The following is a 17,056-nucleotide window of genomic DNA, read 5'->3' on the forward strand; positions in this document are numbered from 1 at the left end:
TGTGATTAAAATGAAACGCCTGCTTAGTGCGCTTGTTGCGTTGCTTTGCATATTTCCTGTCGCCGCGTGTGGGGTGCAGGGTGGATACGAATCTGCCGACGCGCAATTGCGCGAACAGCTGCCTGAAGCGAGTTCTCTAGCGGATCCTCGTTCATTTACCGGAGTATCACGGGTGGACGGCTTTGCGGATGTCGAACCGGTAAGCAATAACGTCTCTCCGATGTTGCCGGTGGAACTCACCGATGCTGATGGGCACGACGTAGTGGTGGATGATGTCTCACGCATTTTGGCACTAGATCTTTATGGCACATACACAAAAACGCTTACCGGTCTCGGATTAGCGGATAACATCGTCGGCCGCACCGTATCTTCTACAGAAGACATCTTGTCGGATCTCCCCGTGGTTACTCAGGGCGGACACAACATCAACGTCGAGGCTGTGCTAGATCTACAGCCAACTTTGGTGATGGTGGATCATTCCATTGGCCCCAACGACGCCATTGATCAAATTCGAGCCGCTGGGGTAACAACAGTTGTTATGGAACCTACGCGCACTATCGATTCTGTTGATGAAGACATTAAAACTGTTGCGCAGGTAGTGGGATTGCCAGAGGAAGGCGACAAGCTTGCTCAGCGATCGACTGAAGAATTGGAAAAAGACCGTGCGGCTATCGAAGAACTTGTTCCCGAGCAACCGTTGCGTATGGCATTCCTCTATGCGCGTGGAAACGGTGGAGTCTTTTTCATCTTAGGTGAAGGAACTGGTGCCAAAGATTTGATTGAGGGCATCGGTGGTGTTGACATGGCCACCGAGCACAATTTGAGCTATGCCGCTCCCGCCAACGCAGAATCCCTGGCGCAGATTAACCCCGAAGTCATCATCATGATGAATAAAGGCTTGGAATCCACCGGCGGAATCGACGGCTTATTAGAACGTCCCGGGGTAGCACAAACAATCGCGGGGCAAAACCGCCGTATTGTGACGCTTCCCGACGGTCAATCGTTGGCATTCGGCCCGCTGGCAGGACAAACCCTTCTCAAACTCGCGCAGGCAACATATGACCCAGAAAACAGCATTGACGGCTCCCAGTCCGAATCAGAATAAGCAACATGCGGCCGGGATTTTCCGTCAACGCACCAAGCTACGTATCACCCTCAGCATTGTTTTAGTGGCGTTATTACTGGGGACGGCGGCGGTTTCGATCATCCTCGGCCAGTATTATGTGCCACTATCCGATTTTTGGGCGATCCTCTTCCGCGACCCAAATTATGATGGTCTTTCGGCATCGGTGGTCTGGGAAATCCGGCTTCCGCGAATTTTGCTTGGCTTTTTAGTCGGTGCTGCACTTGGAGTGGCTGGTACGTTGATGCAAGCCGTATTCGCTAATCCGTTGGCGGAGCCTTCTATCATTGGTGTGACGAGCGGTGCTGGTGTCGGTGCAGCCTTGGTGATTGTTTTTAATATCAGCATTCTCGGGACGTTCACCGTGCCTGCGGCTGCGTTCTTGAGTGCCGTGCTGGTCACGTTGATCATTTATCAAATGGCACGTAATCGCGGGCGTGTAGCCGTAATTAACCTGGTGCTCACCGGTATCGCGGTGAATGCTGTGTGCGGTGCCATCATCTCGTTCTTGGTCTACCTCGCTCCAACCAGCAACCGTGAGCAAATTATTTTCTGGCAAATGGGTTCGCTCAATGGCTCGCAGTGGAAACACGTGTGGGTAGTTTTGCCGATCGTGCTGCTGGGCATTGTCATCGCATTACGGTTAGGCTCGCAGCTGGACATTCTTGCACTCGGCGAACGCGCAGCCGGACATACTGGAATCAATGTCAAGGCATTACGGGTCATCGCTATTACAGGTTCTGCGGTGCTGACAGCTGGGGCAGTAGCCTTTGCTGGACTAATTGGATTCGTGGGATTGATTGTTCCGCATTTATTGCGCGCATTGGTTGGCCCAGAAAACAAAGTATTGTTGCCAATGTCTGCCTTAGCTGGAGCAGTGCTGATTGGGGTAGCAGATTTAGCGGCTCGTACTATGATCCCGTTTGCTGATCTTCCAATTGGAATATTCACTGCACTAGTCGGGGGACCGACTTTCTTTGTCCTGTTGCGTCGCATGTTGCGGAAGGGGTTGCACCGATGAATTCTCAAATAACGCCCGGTCACGACGCGGAATTTTCCGGCGAGCCCGTGATCAAAGTGAATGACCTGGTACTGGATATCGGGCAGAAGCGCATCCTCGACGGAGTTTCTTTTGCAGCTGAAGCCGGTAAAGTAACTGGTCTTATTGGCCCAAATGGTGCGGGTAAATCCAGTCTGTTGGCCGCTATTTGTGGGGATGTTGAATTAACATCCGGCACCATACGGATTTGTGGCTATGACCCAGAGAATTCTAAACCGGCTGAACTGGCACGACAGCGTGCAGTGATGCTGCAGGATGTTTCGGTTTCCTTTGAATTTTTAGTACGTGATGTGGTGGCCATGGGACGGCGGCCCTGGAAAGACAGCGAACGTTCGATTGATGACGAAAAAATAATCGATGCGGCTTTGGATGCGACTGAAACCCATCACTTGGCTGGCCGCGACATCGTAACTCTTTCTGGTGGTGAACGAGCGCGAGTTGCATTGGCACGCGTGTTGGCCCAGGACACTGTGGTAATCATGCTGGATGAACCGACCGCGGCACTAGACATTAAACATCAAGAACGGGTGCTGGGGCTGGTTCGTGTGTTAGCGCAAGTAGCGGGCAAGGCAGTCTTGATGGTGTTGCATGACCTCAATGCTGCTGCGGCATATTGCGATCACATCGTCTGCTTAGCCAATGGTTCCGTGGCGGCACAGGGGTCTGTGCAGCAGGTTTACACCTCCGAAACACTCTCTGAGGTTTATGGCTGGCCTATCAGCGTTTCGACGTCTGATGGGTTGGTCACAGTGCATCCTGCCCGCCAGCAGGTAAGCGAGGGTAGTGCGGCTTTGATCAGTTTGCTGGATCGTTGACAGTCAAAATTATGAATTTAAAGTGTTGCTAAGCTAAATTAACTAATGCTAAGGTTATTCGTGCGTGTTGGCGGCCAACCCAGCCGTTTCTAAGCAATTGAAGTGAGAATGAAATGAAGAAAACCATCGCTGCTGCGGTCGTAGCAGCTAGTTTGGCTCTAGGATCGAGCCACGTCGCAAGTGCTGACACCAACGGTGAGGCTGTTGCGATCTCCTCTGAGGCATCTACTGTTATGCTTGCGCAAAATGCAGCGGAAAACAGTAAGGACATGAACGATACTGCTGCTGGCAAGGGTGAAAACCTTCCAGGTTCTTCGTTTTTTACTGTTTGGAACGTGCTGCTCGGGGTATTCACCCTGGGAAGTTTGGGTGCAATAATCACCACAATTCTGGAAAAAGCGGGAGTTTTAGATTTCCTGAAACGTTAATTGCGGCCCCGTAAATGACGCACATCTCACTGCAGAACTATTTGCCGAAAGCTCTACGGGGGCGAGGCCTTCGGGTGGTTTTGCCTGCCGTTAATGCCTTGAGTAGGCCTAATGGCTAATCGGTTTGCTCTGAAAATAATAATTGAAAAGAAGAGAGAAAAATGAATAAATTCAGTAAACGCAGCCTGGGTCTAATGCTTTGTGTCGGGCTGATCAGCACTGCCGGTGTCAATGCCGTAGCTCAACCGGCCACTGTACAGCACCAGAATAATGCACAAGACCAGCAAGCTAACCAAGCGCCTTCGACGCTAACTAGTGGCAAGGGTATTGCCGCGGCAAATCTTCCAAAGGATGCTGAAACTTCGGTGACCTTGGAAACGGGTACAGCGAATTTCGATTGGCGCCGTAGCTTCCGTCAGTATGTCGGTGAGGAAAACGAAACACGTGCTGGTGGTGTTGAACTTGATCAACATAACCGGTCACTGTTCTGGCCAGCTAAAGGCAAGCAGGAGGTCGATTTAGCGAACCTCACCGAATTGCAGTTTGACGGTTCCGTTTCCTGGAACAAGTATGGCGGAATTCTCGATGTTTCTCTCGCGAACCCAGTGTTGGATCTCGCTAACAAGCAACTCAAGGTTCATGGAAAAACCGCGGGAACCATGGCTAATCCTGGAAAGGCCGTTGAGCGTGACGACGTCTTGTTGACGATGCCGGATCTGCAGGCAGAAATCCGGGACGGCTATCTGCTTGTCTATTCGCATAAGCCGATCATCACCGAATTTGCTCGTGACTTGGTCGGATTTTATTCGGGGGAATCCGCCGAGCCCTTTGTGGCGACTTTCCAGATTGCGGGCATGACGCCAAGCACGCAGGATAAAAAGGTAGCGGCACCGGTTCTGTGGCAATTGTTCCCAAAGCAATATGAGACTTTGCGTCCGCCGAACTATCATGTGGATGACCCTTCCATCGAGGCAATCCCTGTTGAGCTAGACCCGCGCCTGGCTGAGTGTATCCGCTTCGAACTCGACATTCCGGATGGGAATGATATTACGCGCAAGGATATGGCTCGGCTGTATAGCTTCAGTTGCGTAGGAGAGGGGATTAAGGGCAACGGTAAGGTGAATTCCCTGCAAGGGCTGGAGTTCGCATCAAAACTTGAGCGGATGACTTTGGACGATAGCAATATCTCCGATATTGCCCCGCTGAAGAACCTGGAGTCGATCAAAGAACTGACGATCACGAACTCGAAACTGCGGTCTCTCGCAGATATTGGTTACCAACCGAACCTGCAACGTCTCGATGTGGAAGGCAACCAAATCACCTCGTTGGCACCGCTGTTTGGGTTGACCGAGTTGTCTACGCTGAAGGTCAACAACAACCGGGTTACTTCCTTGGAAGGCTTACCGCTGGAAAATGAAGAATTGCAAAAACTTTACGCCGCGAATAACCGCATCCGTGAAGTCGCTCCACTCAAGCAGCACCGATACCTTAAAGAGGTTGATCTGAGCAACAACTTCATCGAGGATGTGGCTCCGTTGAATATCCGCGGCATTCAAACGATTAACCTTCGCGATAACTACGTCAAGGATTTCACGCCGCTAGAACCACTTATGAACAACCGGTGGGCCCCGTTGAAGAAGTTGGAAGTGGACGGAAACTACGTTTCTGACCCACAACACTTTGATGAGGACCTGCGTAGCGTGGTCGTTGGAATTCAAGATGGGAAGATTCGTGCACGCGCTAATGACGAGTCACGCCCAGCTCCAGGGTTCGCGCCGGAAGCTAGCCCTGTGCAGGGAGAAACTACCGTGAAGGCAGGTGAAAAGATTTCCTTGCACGTCGTGGTCACCGGAGATCCAGCACCAAGTATCCAGTGGCAGCGTCGGCAGTCAGATTCTGCAGCTTGGGAGCCTATCGACGGTGCAACCGAGGCGAAATATGAGTTCGTGGCAACTGCAGACGATAGCGCCGCGCAAATTAGGGCTCATGTGCACAATGAACACGGTGAGGCGGAGAGTACCCCTGTCACGCTGAGTGTCGAAAAAGAGCCGGAATCGGCCTCGGATAAGACCGAGACGACCGAGCCATCTTCACCTGCTGAGCCAACAGAATCCACCGAGGAAAAAGAGTCTGTCGGCCCAACCGATGAAACGCAGCCAGTGGAGCCAACAGAGCCAACCCATGAGACGCAGCCGACGGAACCAAGTGCGCCATCGAACCTAGGATCATCTAGCACTTCAAAGCTGGGTGGCTTGGCGGCAGTTGGAATAGCCCTCTCGGTATTTGGAGTCATCTTCAGCCAGTTTGGCCATTTGCTGGGGATCGATCAGGTGAGTGCGCGAATCCGTGATTTCTTAAACAATTTCGGAGTCCGTTTCTAGATACAATCATCCTGCTTGCGTCAGACGCTACCGCGACCACCTATTGAGCGTTTATTCATGCTGTGCGCCCAGCAGAGTATGTTCTAAACGCTCTATACTGGGCGGGCATGGCACAGATGAAACTGCTGGTGGATTTGCCAGGCACGCTGGTGCGCACTCCGCGTGAGCCCCGCGACCAGGCGTTGCTGCGCGCTGCCGGTATTTACGATCCAGCCGCCCCGCAGGCACAAAAATTCTGGCAGGTTTTCAGCGAGCTCCGCTCCGCATATTTCAGCGGCGACCTTGGCGACCAGCGGTTTTGGCAGCAGATGATCGCCCGCGTGGGCTTGGAGGACTGCGATATTGCAGAGGCTATCGCCGCTGATACCCACCCGCGCAGCCAGCTGGACGCGGAAGTGTGGGGCTGCATCGATAGCCTGCTGGACGCCGGCATTTCCGTCGGTGGTACCGCAAATTGTTCTTTGAGCCAGTCGCAGAACCTGCGTCGCCAGTACCCGCAGCTGGAAGAGCTGCATGCACTGGTGCTTTCTGGCGATATCGGGGTGGCGCTTCCCGACGAACGCATGCTGGAAGTCGCCGTCGATGCGATGGGCGCCAATGCCCGCGAAACCATGTTTATCAGCTCCAACGAGGGTCACCTGGCGGCTGCCTCGGGTCTCGGGATGCGCGCGCGGGTGTATCTGGGGGTGGGGCAGTTCTGCGAGCTCGTGGATAATGTTTCACGTTAAACATGCCGTCGGCAAGCGGGAGGCCGTTGGCAGGTGTGCGGCGACCCGGCGTCGGCAAGCCCAGCCCCACTAGCATGGTGGCATGGCACTTATTCTTCCTTTTAACGGCAAAACTCCGCGCGTGCATGAGTCTGCGTTCATCGCGCCGAATGCCACCCTGATCGGTGATGTGGAGATCGGCCCGGATGCGTCCGTGTTTTACGGGTGTGTGTTGCGCGCGGATGTCAACCGCATCAAGGTCGGGGCGCGCACTAATATCCAGGACAACTCGGTGCTGCATGTCGACGCCGACGCTGATTGCGTGCTTGGCGACGACGTCACCATTGGTCACATGGCGCTGGTGCACGGCTCGCGCGTGGGTAACGGCACGCTGATCGGCATGAAATCCGCGCTGTTGTCGCGGTCCGTGATCGGTGCCGGTTCGCTCATCGCCGCTGGTGCGGTGGTGCTGGAAGGTGCCGAGATCGGTGACAAAGTCCTGGCCGCCGGGGTTCCCGCGAAGGTGCGCCGGGAGCTTGCCGACGACGAATCCCAGGCGTTTATCCCGCACGCCGCGAAATATGTCGAGACCGCCGCGGCGCACAAGGAAATCAACGGTGAGGGCGCTGGGCTCTCACTCGAGGAAGTCCGCTACAGCTAATTAGCCTGACGGCTGTGTTAGTTCGCGTTGTCCTCCGGCACCAGATCCAGCGGCTCGCGCAGCATCTGGTCCAGCGCGGCCGCCCGCGTAATCGAACGCACCACCTCTTCGTGGGTGGGGATCATGCGCATCTTCGGGGCTTTGGCGGTGGTCATGATCGCGCGCACGGTGGCGGCAAAGAGCTTCGGCGCACGTGAATCATCCACAAAAGCCGAACCAGCCACCACCACCGTGGAAATTCTGTACTCTTCCACCAAATTTACCGTCAGCCGCGCCAAAGCACTAGCGCGGGCATCCAGGATATCCCGCACACCTTCGTCGTCCGCCGCCATTGCGACGGCCTGCGCCAGGGTGGTCGGTGCAGGATCTAACTCCGGGAATTTCTCCGTGATGCGCGCCAAGATGGAGCTGGTAATCAGTGATTTTTCCGGAGCGGCTTGCGCGAACCCGAGCGTGGCATCGCTGACCGTCGGCAAGGTTTCGATGGGGTGCACGCCCGAGGTATTGGTGAATGCGGCCCCGAGGGAGTCGTCGGCAAACAGCACCAGGGTGCGGTTGGCGTCGTCCGTAACTAATAGGTCACCCGCCTGCATCTCAGAACCCAGGATCGCTGGCACCGCCGACGACACTGACACCGGCACCGAGAACTGATAACGCAACGCAGCGGCGACGTCGACCTGTTCCCAACCCAGGTTCGGGGCACTGACCACACCGTCGCGGCTGACCTGACCGGATGTTGTCACGCCTACGGACAACAACGTGTGCTCCAAGCCCGTGACCAGGCGGTGCAGCCCAGCCATGATGTGCTGAATGAAGTCGCTTTCACTTAACTGTGCGACGGGCGTGTCGATGGTGGACTCGCGGATCGTGCGGCCACGGATATCGAAAACCGACAGGAACGTCTCTTTCGTGCCCACCGCGATGCCCGCGAGCATCCACTGCGGCTTAGCGAGTTCCACCGGCGTGGTGGGCCGACCGCGGCCATGCGAGCGCGCGAGATCCTCCCGCGCGACGACGTAGCCTTCGGCCAACAAGGTAGTAATGGCCCGGGTGATCGTCGGTTGGGACAAACCAGTGGCGGTGATCAGGTCCGCGCGGCTGATCACCGAGTTCTGCCGGATTACGTACAGGCATTTCGCAGCCGGGGTGGTAGGTTGGCCGAATGCTTGGGGTTGCGGGAAAGATTCAGCTGCGTTGCCCGCGTTGCCAGTAGCTTTACCAGTCGCTTTGCCAGTAGCTTGTCCGGGTGCGTCCATGGCATTACAGGATACTATGAACACCCTGCCAAGCGCCTACTGACCAGGGGAAAACACCACAAAACCCCGGCTGGGTTGATCGATGGGTGAGCTGCTAGGTCATACGGTGGGATGACTAACACCAACCTGGGTGGAAACTTACAGGCTACTAGGTTTAGACTCACCTGCTATGAGTAGCGAACCGACCGCAGACGTGCGCGAAAACCGCGCCGGGCAGCAGTGGACCCAGGACCGCACCCAGCCGCGTCCGCCGTCGTTGCTGGATGCTTCCTGCGAGAATTTTGTCTATGACTTAGCAGAACTTTCCCCCACCGACGCCACCGCGTGGGGCATCGCGGGATACGACGACAAGCTGGAGGATTTCTCCCCGGAGTATTACGAGGCTGTCGCTGACCGCACCCGCGAGATGATCGAGGACGTCAACGCGCTCGACGAAGCCACCGATGAGTCGGATGACGACGACGATTTCGACGAAGTCGATTATGTCACCGCGAATGTGCTGCGCGATCGGCTGCTGTTGGAGTTGGACCTGCACCATGCCGGTGAAACTGAGGCGGCGCTGAACAATATTGCCTCGCCGGTCCAAACCATCCGCGACACCTTGGTGCTTATGCCTAATGAGTCCACCGAGGATCTGGATAATCTGCGTTCCCGGTTGAGCTTGGTGCGCAACAGTTTGGATGGGTACCGCGAATCGCTGAAGGATGCCTGCGCGCATGGGCATGCGCCGAAGTATCGCCAGGTGGATGCCGTGGTGAACCAGTGTGAGGATCTGGCGCAGCCAGGTTCGCTGTTGGAGGATCTGGGGCTGGATTCGCACAGTAAAGAGGTGCAGGAAGCCAAAGCCGCGTTTGGTGAATTTGCGGATTGGTTGACGCTGGAGGTGGTGCCGCAGTCCAGCTCCCGTGATGGGGTGGGCCGTGAGCGCTACGAGCGTTTTTCCCGGTTGTTCGTTGGCGATAGTGTCGATTTGGATGAGGCCTATCAGTGGGGCCTGGAGCAGCTGCGGGAGATCAGCGAGGCGCAGAGCAAGACCGCAGCGCAGATTTACGACGACGAGACGGATTGCCGCGAGGTTTTCCGTCGGCTGAATCAGGATCCGAAGTACCTGCTGCGTGGCACCGACGCGTTGGTCGAGTGGATGCAGGAGAAGGCCGATGCCGCGATTACCGCGTTGCATGGCACGGAGTTTGATATTCCGGAGCCGGTGCGCACCATCGAGTGCAAGATTGATCCGGCTGGCACCGGCGGTATTTTCTACACCCCGCCGTCGGATGATTTCGCGCGCCCAGGCCGCATGTGGTGGTCGGTGCCGAAGGAAACCACCACCTTCCACACCTGGCAGGAATTGACGACGGTGTACCACGAAGGCGTTCCGGGGCATCACCTGCAGTTGGGGCAGACGCTGATGGAGCGGGACAACCTGAACCTGTGGCGTCGTGTGGCTTGTTGGAATTCCGGCCATGGTGAGGGCTGGGCGTTGTATGCCGAGCAGTTGATGGCGAACCTGGGCTATATGGATGATCCGGGCTTCCGCCTGGGCATGCTGGATGCGCAGCGTCTGCGTGCGGCTCGCGTGGTGCTGGATATTGGTATGCACCTGGGCAAGAAGGTTCCGGATGGTCCGGGCCATTGGGATGTGTGCTACGCCAAGAATTTCTTGCGCGATAACTGCGCGTTGGATGAGGCCACGCTCTCGTTTGAGCTGGACCGCTACCTGGGTTGGCCAGGCCAGGCGCCGTCGTACGCGTTGGGCCAGCGTATGTGGTCGGATCTGCGCGATGCTGCTGTTAAGCAGGGCATGAGTGTGCCGCAGTTCCACGCGGAGGCGTTGAGCTATGGCTCGATCCCGATGTCGATTCTGCGGGAGCAGATCCTGGACTAGGTTCTGCGGGGTTGTGGCAGCTGTGGCATCTAGAACGCCGGATGGTTGATTCCAAAGCCTCGCGGTAAAATAAAATCTGTGGAGCTGATCTTCATTATTCGATGAATTTCGGCTCGGCCCGCACTGTATCTACTGGCAGGTACGGGCCTTTTTAACTGTCGAAACGTTACCCCGGAATGGGAGGTTAAACGCTAAAAGGGGATGCGGACGTTATGTTAGACACTTTCAACCTCACACTACCGCAGCCATGCTATAACGCGCGATACTCATACCATTGAGACTGACTTTAATTCGATGATTGTTATAAAACTCGATATAAGCAGCAATGGCAGCGCCAAACTCTTCGGTTTTCTGCCACCTCTTGCCGCAATACATCTCGTTTTTTAATCTGCTGCAGACGAGTTTGTTGCGGCGTCGTTGTTTATTGACGAGTGGATGGCGGAAAACCCGGATGCGCGTGTCGGCGTGATGTGCCGGACGCGCGGGCAGCTCAGCAGCATCGTTAGCGGTTTGGCCGATCATGGAATTGATGCGGTGCAGACCCGGAATGCGGAGTTGGCCTCGCACCAGCAGGTGTCCGTGATGACGATGCACGGGGCGAAAGGCCTCGAGTTCACGCACGTGCTGCTGATGGGCGTCGGCAAGAATATTTTGCCGCAGCGGTTCCGTATCCAGGGGCTTTCCGAGGAAGACCGCGCGGCCGCGCTGCAGCAAGAGCGTTCGTTGTTGTATGTGGCGTCCTCGCGTGCGCGTGATGCGCTGGTGATCACCACCCATGGTGAGGCGAGTGCCCTGCTGCCGGAGGATTCGCAGGCCGCGGAGCATATCGCGGGGTAGTGATATTATTTACAATTGGAAAACGAAAAATAGGTTAAATAAAAGAATTAACTACGAAACAGGTGGAAGTTTCTACTGATCCTTCATTGTGATATAACCCATGCATGGAAATTGTGAGTGAGTGGCTAGAGAGCGCTACTGAGCGGGTTTTTGGTGAAGACGAACAAATATTAATTATAGGAGCAACAGTAACCTTATTTTATACAATTTATGAATTTTTCCGACATATAAATGATCGATCCAATGTGCGTAAGCTAGAGGAAGAGCGAAAGGTATTACTATATATTGCAGCAAAATTTAGAAACAGCGAGTTTGATAGATATAAGCCATATATGATTTCTAGAAGGTCTCATCGTTCGCCAATGGACCGCTTGTTTGAAAGGTATCTTAAAAACAGCCTGGCACTTGAATTGAAATTTTCGAGTAAAAAATTTACGATCAGAAATCCAATTATTGCAATTATTATAACAATCTTATTGCTATTAGGTGTGTTTGTAGTTTTACTTTATATTATTGGAACTATTTTGATTGGTGTTCGTGTATTCACTGGTTCTGGAGAACCATCTTTGGATAAAGTGCCAAGTTTTATGGCCGTCTTTCTCGCACTTTTTGGTATTCTGATATTTTTGCTTTCCGTACTGGATAAGGTGGGGGCGTCTTCACCCGTGAAGCGGGAATTTAAAAAAACTGTCCGACACGTTGCGACTACGGAATCCATCTTTCGCAAAATCATGACTTTCTTCCAAATTAATTTGGTTAGCGAAGATGAAAAACGTGACCATATAAGAAATTATGTTCATTATTATTTTCAATTTATCGATGGCGTTAAAAAGTAGGCTCTCTCGATCTTTACCGGTTTGTAAAATACCTCCAATGGTTTTTCGTCGTTGATTAAATATAACACCGAGTGGGGACTGCTGTGATATTCCGAATGCCATCGGTGTAATCGAAAATTAAGAGGTGCTTTTAATGGTGAAACCGTCAAGCCTAGCGCAACATAACACCTTAACTTCCCACTCAACATAACACCCTGTGTTAAGTAGTGTTATGTTGCGCCGGGTGAGCTAAAGCTACTGGTCAAAGGGTTAGCATGTTGCCAAAAAAGAGTATAGTGAGCGAACATAACACCTTAACCTCCCACATAACATAACACCGGTGTTATGTTGAGTGTTATGTTCAGGTTGGGTCTGAGTCCGGCTTGCTTCTCTTTCTTTTTATTAAACCTTGGATGATCTCAGCTACAGCACTGATAGCGGTTATTGCTAGAAAAGCGGCAAAGAAGAACCAAGGAGATTCAGGGGAGGGAAGCGTGACCCACACTATAAGGATCGCAATTCCGCCAATGGCTATACCAAGTAGCCCATTGAGTAACGCCTTATAGATAATTAGCCGCTCCTTACTTTACGTGTCTTGAGTGAACGATAGCAGCTTTCACGAGACTTCAGCGCTTATCATCTTTTGTTAAGTCTGGCCTCAGTTCATACTGCGTCCACCGGTCAAAACGCACCTACCGCCGCAGTTTCCGCACCCCATGCAACACCTGCGGCAACCAGCTGGCCAGCAATAACACGGCCAACAGGCGGATGATCTGGATCGCCACCACCTCGGCGCCCGCGCTACCTTCCGCGGACAACGCCAGCACCGTCTCCAGCGCACCAGGGCTGGTGGCCAGGTAGGCCTCGAAATACGAAATATCCAGCCACCCCGTCAGCGGCCACGCACTCAGCGCGCACACCGCCATCAGTGCACCCAAGAACGCGAAAGTCGCGGGCAACTGCTTCGCGAAAAACGCCAGCGTATCGCGCTGCAAAGAACCACCGCAGACCCAGCCGATGGACAAAAACGCGACAATCGCCAAATACGCCGGCGGAGCCACCTCGACGTCGTCGGGAAGCAGCGCGGCCGCCAACACCGTCGCCAACAGTGGCCCCAACGCCGTCGCCGCAGGCACATGTAACTTCCGCGCTACCGGCTCAGCGCCCAGGGCAATCGCGGCGAAAACCAGCAGCATCCACCAGGGGCTATCGTTGCTCAAACCCTTCTCGTGCAGCTGCCCACTCATAAACAGATGCACGATCACCGGCAATGTCAGCGATAACACCAGCACCCGCAAATACTGCGTGAGCATGACGTAGCGGAAATTCGCCCCGAAGTCGATCGCCAGCGTGGATACCACTGACGCGCCACCCGGCAACATGGACAGCACACCCGTTTCCGGGCTGATATGCCGCGGCTGCGCACGCGATAACAACACGCCACCAGCCACGCCGACGGTCACGGTAAACGCGGTCACAAACAACCCGGGAAGCAGGAAATGCAGCAGGTCAGCCGCCGGAATCTGCGTCAACGGCACCGCCGCCAGCGTCATGATGATCCCGCGCCCAAACCGATAAAACAGCGGGTGCACATTCAGCTGCTCGCCCGTCGACAAGCTCCACGTGCCAGCCACCACAATCGCGCCAATGATCCACGCCGCAGGCAACCCCACCGCATCCAGCGCCCAACCGAGCGCCACGGACGCCGGTGCGAGCAGGAACCAACGCCACGAATGCGGTGTCCAGGAAAACAGAGTCATCGCTTCCACTGTAGCCCGCCGCACAGCCCCCGCGCGTCCACTACCATGTGTGCCATGACTACTCAGCAGAAAACCGCCCTGGTCACCGGCGCGTCCTCGGGGATTGGCGCCGCCACCGCGAAAGCTCTTGCCGACGACGGCTGGCGCGTGGTCATCGCCGCCCGCCGCATGGACCGGCTGGAGAAACTCGCAGAACAAATCGGTGCTACCGCGCACCAGCTGGATGTGACCAGCCAGGACAGCGTCGACAAGCTGGCCGCCAGCGTTGGGCGCATCGACCTGCTGGTGAACAATGCCGGCGGGGCGATTGGTCTGGAATCGATCGCGGAATCCTCGCTGGAAGATTGGGACCGCATGTATGAGATCAACGTCGCCGGTATGGTGCGCGTGACCAAGGCGTTTTTGCCGTCGCTGCTGGCGGTGGAAGGTAGCGCTGGCCTGGTGGTCAATATTGGTTCGGTCGCTGGCTGGACCCCGTATGCCGGTGGTGCGGGCTATAACGCCGCCAAGCACGGGGTGCGCGCATTCAACCGGGTGCTGCGCTTGGAACACCCGGGTACGCTGCGGGTGACCGAGATCGATCCCGGCCGGGTGGCCACCGAGGAGTTCTCGCTGAATCGTTTCCGCGGTGATGCCGAGAAGGCCGCCGAGGTCTATGCCGACAAGCTGAACCTGAGCGCCGAGGACATCGCCGAGGCCGTGCGCTGGGTCGCGGCACTACCGGCGCACATGAATATCGACACCATGCAGATCACCCCGCGCGACCAGGTGTAAGGAACACCGCCGCGGTTCGGTAACCTGGCCGCTATGACGACTGCGGATAATTACCCCTCGATCCCCATCAGTGGTGCGTCGATCAAGCTCGGCCAATTCATCAAACTGGCCAGCCTGGTCGCCACCGGCGGGGAGGCGAAAGAGCTGATCGCCGCCGGTGCGGTGACTGTCAACGGCGCGCCCGTCGACAAGCGTGGCGCCGCGCTGCATCCCGGCGATGTGGTCTGCATTGACGACGAATGCGTGCTGGTGGCTGCGGCAGATGATCTTGCCGACGACGATTACTTCGACGAGGCCACCGCCGACGACGATTTTGATCCCGAGAAGTGGAGGAACCTGTAATGCCCACGTTTATTGCTGAAGTTGGCATGCCGTATTGGGCGGACCTGACCACCTCGAACCCGCAGGCCGCGGCCGAGTTTTATTCCGAGCTGTTGGGTTGGGAGATCAGCGGTGATGATTACCGCATCGCACGCCTGCAGGGTTTGCCGGTTGCTGGGCTGATTCCGCAGCCGGAGGGCACGAATGCGCCGGATACGTGGGTGACGTATTTCTTGAGCGCCGATATCGCCGGTGACATCGCGAAGGTGGAAAAGCTCGGCGGTAGTGTGTTGGCGGACCCGCGTGAGGTGGAGTTAGGCACCATGACCGTGCTTGCCGACGCCGCCGGTGGCCTGTTTGGGCTGCTGCAGCCCGCGGGCGAGGATAAGTTCATCGCCGCTGGTGAGCCGTCAACCCCGGTGTGGCATGAGTTGACCTGCAATGCCGGTTTTGAGGATGCGGTGGAGTTTTACCACGAGCTGTTTGACTGGGGCATCCGCACGCTGACCGACGAGGAACCCGATGCCGATGGTGTGTATCCGAATGGGACCTATGCCGCGGCGATGGCCGACGGTGCGCCGTTCGCGGGCTTGTGGAAGGCTGAAGGGCAGTTCCCGCCGCAGGTCAAGGGATTTTGGCAGACGTATTTGGGGGTTGCCGATGCCGATGCGGCCGCGCGTCGTTGTGCCGAGTTGGGTGGGGAAGTTATCCGTGAGCCGTGGGATTCGCCGTTTGGGCGCCTGTGCTTGATCGCGGACCCGACCGGTGCCACCGTCACCTTATGCGAGGTAGAAGAAGCCCCAGAAGACGGCCGCGAAGAAGACCCGTTGGACGGCATCGACCTGCCGTAGAGGGTGCGGCGCCTACTGCACCCCGGCTGGAAAAATGCCGCACCTTCAGGTGGAGAAATCCGGTAGCTTCTACCGGAGAAATCCGGCAGTCATGAGTGGAGAAATGCCGCAGGCTGCTAGGCTGAGGGTGTGCATGATTATCAAAAACGCCATCTTGACCAGTCGATTTCGACGGCGCTGGAGTCTGCGCCGGCCGTAGTGATCGCAGGTCCACGTGCTTGCGGGAAAACCGAAAGCGCCTCGCAGTTTTCGGCTTCCCAAATTTATCTCGATTCTGCAGATAAGCGGGCAGTGCTTGCGCGCGAACAACCCGCCACCGCGCTGCACGGCGAAACTCCGCGTTTGCTGGACGAGTGGCAAGTAGTGCCGGAAGTGTGGAATGAAGTGCGCCACGAGGTGGACCGTCGTCGGCAAGCAGGGCAATTTTTATTGACTGGTTCCGCTACTCCCGATGAGCATCCAATGCGCCATTCTGGGGCGGGGCGGTTTCGTCGCTTGCGCATGCGGACGATGACGCTGCAGGAAACTGGCGATTCCACCGGGGAGGTTTCTTTGGGGGCGTTATTGCGCGGGGAATCACCTGCGATCGCGGAATCGGAACGTGATTTTTCCGAACTCATCGCGCGTGTTGTCCGAGGTGGCTGGCCGGGCGCTTTGAATATGTCGCACGAGGCCGCAGTAGAGATGAACCACTCATATCTTGACGACACGTGTGAGCACGATTTTCCTTCTGTTGCTGGTCCGCGCCGGGATCCACGTCGGATCCGCGCGTTTCTGGAGGCGATCGCTGGTTTATCGGCGCAACCTGCTACTTTTAGTGCGATTGGCCGCAGGATGAATGATGCTGCGGCACTGCCCATCGGAGAAACCGCGCCATCGGCGCTACATGATTTCGCGGAGCGTATGTTTTTAACCGAGGATCAACCAGCCTGGGCACCAAAACTGCGTTCACGGACTGCCGTATTACAAACACCGAAGCGGCACTTGTGCGATCCTTCGCTGGCAGCCGCACTACTCGGGGCGAATACCGATCGATTATTGGCAGAGCCCGAGTCGCTCGGATTTTTATTTGAAAGCCAGGTGGTCCATGACTTGCGAGTGTATGCGCAAAAAAATAAAGCGCGCGGGGTTTTTCATTACCGTGATGCGAAAGGCCGGGATGAAATCGACGCGGTTGTGGAAGCAGCCGATGGTGCGTGGATCGGGTGTGAGGTGAAACTTGGCCAGCACGCCATCGATGCAGCGGCGGAAAACTTGTTACGCGTCAGCGCAAAAATTATCCGGCCGCCGGAAGCACTCGTCGTGGTGGTCCCGAGCGGCCTGGCGTACCGCCGAGACGACGGCGTCATCGTCGTCCCGCTGACTGTGCTGGGGGAATAATT

At 55.9% G+C, this 17,056-nt stretch carries 17 protein-coding genes; 14 read left to right on the forward strand and 3 right to left on the reverse strand.

Annotation, left to right across the window (positions count from 1 at the left end):
• Positions 1-10: 10 nt before the first annotated feature.
• The 7 genes from ACP8MI_RS00335 to ACP8MI_RS00365 all read left to right on the forward strand — a co-directional run bounded on the left by ACP8MI_RS00335 (position 11) and on the right by ACP8MI_RS00365 (position 7,175).
• The gene (locus ACP8MI_RS00335; RefSeq protein ID WP_126843996.1) at positions 11-1,105 is read left to right on the forward strand and encodes an ABC transporter substrate-binding protein; all 1,095 of its coding nucleotides are present in this window, start codon (positions 11-13) and stop codon (positions 1,103-1,105) included.
• Positions 1,059-2,144 (forward strand): FecCD family ABC transporter permease, encoded by a 1,086-nt coding sequence (locus ACP8MI_RS00340; protein WP_126843995.1) that lies wholly within the window; start codon positions 1,059-1,061, stop codon positions 2,142-2,144. Before ACP8MI_RS00335 ends, ACP8MI_RS00340 begins: the two co-directional genes overlap by 47 nt.
• On the forward strand, positions 2,141-2,998 hold the full coding sequence (locus tag ACP8MI_RS00345) for a heme ABC transporter ATP-binding protein (protein WP_147579013.1): 858 nt from the start codon (positions 2,141-2,143) through the stop codon (positions 2,996-2,998). The genes ACP8MI_RS00340 and ACP8MI_RS00345 overlap by 4 nt, the downstream gene beginning before the upstream one ends.
• 113 nt (positions 2,999-3,111) lie before the next feature.
• Positions 3,112-3,426, forward strand: a complete 315-nt coding sequence (locus ACP8MI_RS00350; protein WP_126843993.1) for a hypothetical protein — start codon at positions 3,112-3,114, stop codon at positions 3,424-3,426.
• Positions 3,427-3,587: 161 nt separating this feature from the next.
• On the forward strand, positions 3,588-5,807 hold the full coding sequence (locus tag ACP8MI_RS00355; protein ID WP_147579015.1) for a leucine-rich repeat domain-containing protein: 2,220 nt from the start codon (positions 3,588-3,590) through the stop codon (positions 5,805-5,807).
• 107 nt (positions 5,808-5,914) lie between these two features.
• Complete coding sequence (locus ACP8MI_RS00360; RefSeq protein ID WP_147579016.1) at positions 5,915-6,535, forward strand: HAD family hydrolase; 621 nt, start codon at positions 5,915-5,917, stop codon at positions 6,533-6,535.
• Positions 6,536-6,617: 82 nt separating this feature from the next.
• A complete protein-coding gene (locus tag ACP8MI_RS00365) occupies positions 6,618-7,175 on the forward strand; it encodes a gamma carbonic anhydrase family protein (RefSeq protein WP_147579017.1) in 558 nt (185 codons plus the stop codon).
• A 17-nt stretch (positions 7,176-7,192) separates the two neighbouring features.
• On the opposite strand, the gene ACP8MI_RS00370 is transcribed toward ACP8MI_RS00365, so the two are convergent.
• Positions 7,193-8,431: an ROK family transcriptional regulator gene (locus ACP8MI_RS00370; RefSeq protein ID WP_284589363.1), complete on the reverse strand. Its 1,239-nt coding sequence runs from the start codon at positions 8,429-8,431 to the stop codon at positions 7,193-7,195.
• Positions 8,432-8,600: 169 nt separating this feature from the next.
• Between ACP8MI_RS00370 and ACP8MI_RS00375 the strand changes: the two genes are divergently transcribed.
• Positions 8,601-10,316 carry a DUF885 domain-containing protein gene (locus tag ACP8MI_RS00375; RefSeq protein ID WP_187114722.1) on the forward strand — a complete coding sequence of 572 codons (1,716 nt, stop codon included), beginning with the start codon at positions 8,601-8,603 and terminating at the stop codon, positions 10,314-10,316.
• 231 nt (positions 10,317-10,547) lie between these two features.
• Here the strand turns inward: ACP8MI_RS00375 and ACP8MI_RS00380 are convergent, their stop codons facing one another.
• A complete protein-coding gene (locus ACP8MI_RS00380; protein ID WP_239211473.1) occupies positions 10,548-10,838 on the reverse strand; it encodes an IS3 family transposase in 291 nt (96 codons plus the stop codon).
• On the opposite strand from ACP8MI_RS00380, the gene ACP8MI_RS00385 reads away from it, so the two are divergent.
• The gene (locus ACP8MI_RS00385; protein ID WP_239211472.1) at positions 10,827-11,153 is read left to right on the forward strand and encodes a 3'-5' exonuclease; all 327 of its coding nucleotides are present in this window, start codon (positions 10,827-10,829) and stop codon (positions 11,151-11,153) included. The two genes, ACP8MI_RS00380 and ACP8MI_RS00385, sit on opposite strands and share 12 nt — an antisense overlap.
• Before the next feature lie 104 nt (positions 11,154-11,257).
• Entirely contained in the window at positions 11,258-11,989 is a 732-nt protein-coding gene (locus ACP8MI_RS00390; protein ID WP_249606253.1) for a hypothetical protein, read from the forward strand.
• Between the two features lie 671 nt (positions 11,990-12,660).
• Here the strand turns inward: ACP8MI_RS00390 and ACP8MI_RS00395 are convergent.
• The gene (locus ACP8MI_RS00395; RefSeq protein WP_147579020.1) at positions 12,661-13,728 is read right to left on the reverse strand and encodes an AbrB family transcriptional regulator; all 1,068 of its coding nucleotides are present in this window, start codon (positions 13,726-13,728) and stop codon (positions 12,661-12,663) included.
• Between the two features lie 45 nt (positions 13,729-13,773).
• Between ACP8MI_RS00395 and ACP8MI_RS00400 the strand changes: the two genes are divergently transcribed.
• The 4 genes from ACP8MI_RS00400 to ACP8MI_RS00415 all read left to right on the forward strand — a co-directional run bounded on the left by ACP8MI_RS00400 (position 13,774) and on the right by ACP8MI_RS00415 (position 17,054).
• Complete coding sequence (locus ACP8MI_RS00400) at positions 13,774-14,502, forward strand: SDR family oxidoreductase (protein WP_284589364.1); 729 nt, start codon at positions 13,774-13,776, stop codon at positions 14,500-14,502.
• A gap of 33 nt (positions 14,503-14,535) precedes the next feature.
• Entirely contained in the window at positions 14,536-14,844 is a 309-nt protein-coding gene (locus ACP8MI_RS00405) for an RNA-binding S4 domain-containing protein (RefSeq protein WP_284572186.1), read from the forward strand.
• Complete coding sequence (locus ACP8MI_RS00410) at positions 14,844-15,674, forward strand: VOC family protein (protein ID WP_490290675.1); 831 nt, start codon at positions 14,844-14,846, stop codon at positions 15,672-15,674. Before ACP8MI_RS00405 ends, ACP8MI_RS00410 begins: the two co-directional genes overlap by 1 nt.
• A gap of 129 nt (positions 15,675-15,803) precedes the next feature.
• A complete protein-coding gene (locus ACP8MI_RS00415) occupies positions 15,804-17,054 on the forward strand; it encodes an ATP-binding protein (RefSeq protein ID WP_284589365.1) in 1,251 nt (416 codons plus the stop codon).
• Positions 17,055-17,056 lie beyond the last annotated feature (2 nt).

It is taken from the genome of Corynebacterium sp. LaCa_70, assembly GCF_058182015.1.

What these genes read in the sequence shown, in the direction of transcription:
- ACP8MI_RS00400 (WP_284589364.1), top strand. Translation starts at nt 13,774, where the DNA reads ATGTGTGCCATGACTACTCAGCAGAAAACCGCCCTGGTCACCGGCGCG.
- ACP8MI_RS00390 (WP_249606253.1), top strand. Translation starts at nt 11,258, where the DNA reads ATGGAAATTGTGAGTGAGTGGCTAGAGAGCGCTACTGAGCGGGTTTTT.
- ACP8MI_RS00370 (WP_284589363.1), bottom strand. Translation starts at nt 8,431, where the DNA reads ATGGACGCACCCGGACAAGCTACTGGCAAAGCGACTGGTAAAGCTACT.
- ACP8MI_RS00405 (WP_284572186.1), top strand. Translation starts at nt 14,536, where the DNA reads ATGACGACTGCGGATAATTACCCCTCGATCCCCATCAGTGGTGCGTCG.
- ACP8MI_RS00365 (WP_147579017.1), top strand. Translation starts at nt 6,618, where the DNA reads ATGGCACTTATTCTTCCTTTTAACGGCAAAACTCCGCGCGTGCATGAG.
- ACP8MI_RS00395 (WP_147579020.1), bottom strand. Translation starts at nt 13,728, where the DNA reads ATGACTCTGTTTTCCTGGACACCGCATTCGTGGCGTTGGTTCCTGCTC.
- ACP8MI_RS00355 (WP_147579015.1), top strand. Translation starts at nt 3,588, where the DNA reads ATGAATAAATTCAGTAAACGCAGCCTGGGTCTAATGCTTTGTGTCGGG.
- ACP8MI_RS00380 (WP_239211473.1), bottom strand. Translation starts at nt 10,838, where the DNA reads ATGATCGGCCAAACCGCTAACGATGCTGCTGAGCTGCCCGCGCGTCCG.
- ACP8MI_RS00410 (WP_490290675.1), top strand. Translation starts at nt 14,844, where the DNA reads ATGCCCACGTTTATTGCTGAAGTTGGCATGCCGTATTGGGCGGACCTG.
- ACP8MI_RS00345 (WP_147579013.1), top strand. Translation starts at nt 2,141, where the DNA reads ATGAATTCTCAAATAACGCCCGGTCACGACGCGGAATTTTCCGGCGAG.
- ACP8MI_RS00375 (WP_187114722.1), top strand. Translation starts at nt 8,601, where the DNA reads ATGAGTAGCGAACCGACCGCAGACGTGCGCGAAAACCGCGCCGGGCAG.
- ACP8MI_RS00350 (WP_126843993.1), top strand. Translation starts at nt 3,112, where the DNA reads ATGAAGAAAACCATCGCTGCTGCGGTCGTAGCAGCTAGTTTGGCTCTA.
- ACP8MI_RS00335 (WP_126843996.1), top strand. Translation starts at nt 11, where the DNA reads ATGAAACGCCTGCTTAGTGCGCTTGTTGCGTTGCTTTGCATATTTCCT.
- ACP8MI_RS00360 (WP_147579016.1), top strand. Translation starts at nt 5,915, where the DNA reads ATGGCACAGATGAAACTGCTGGTGGATTTGCCAGGCACGCTGGTGCGC.
- ACP8MI_RS00340 (WP_126843995.1), top strand. Translation starts at nt 1,059, where the DNA reads ATGACCCAGAAAACAGCATTGACGGCTCCCAGTCCGAATCAGAATAAG.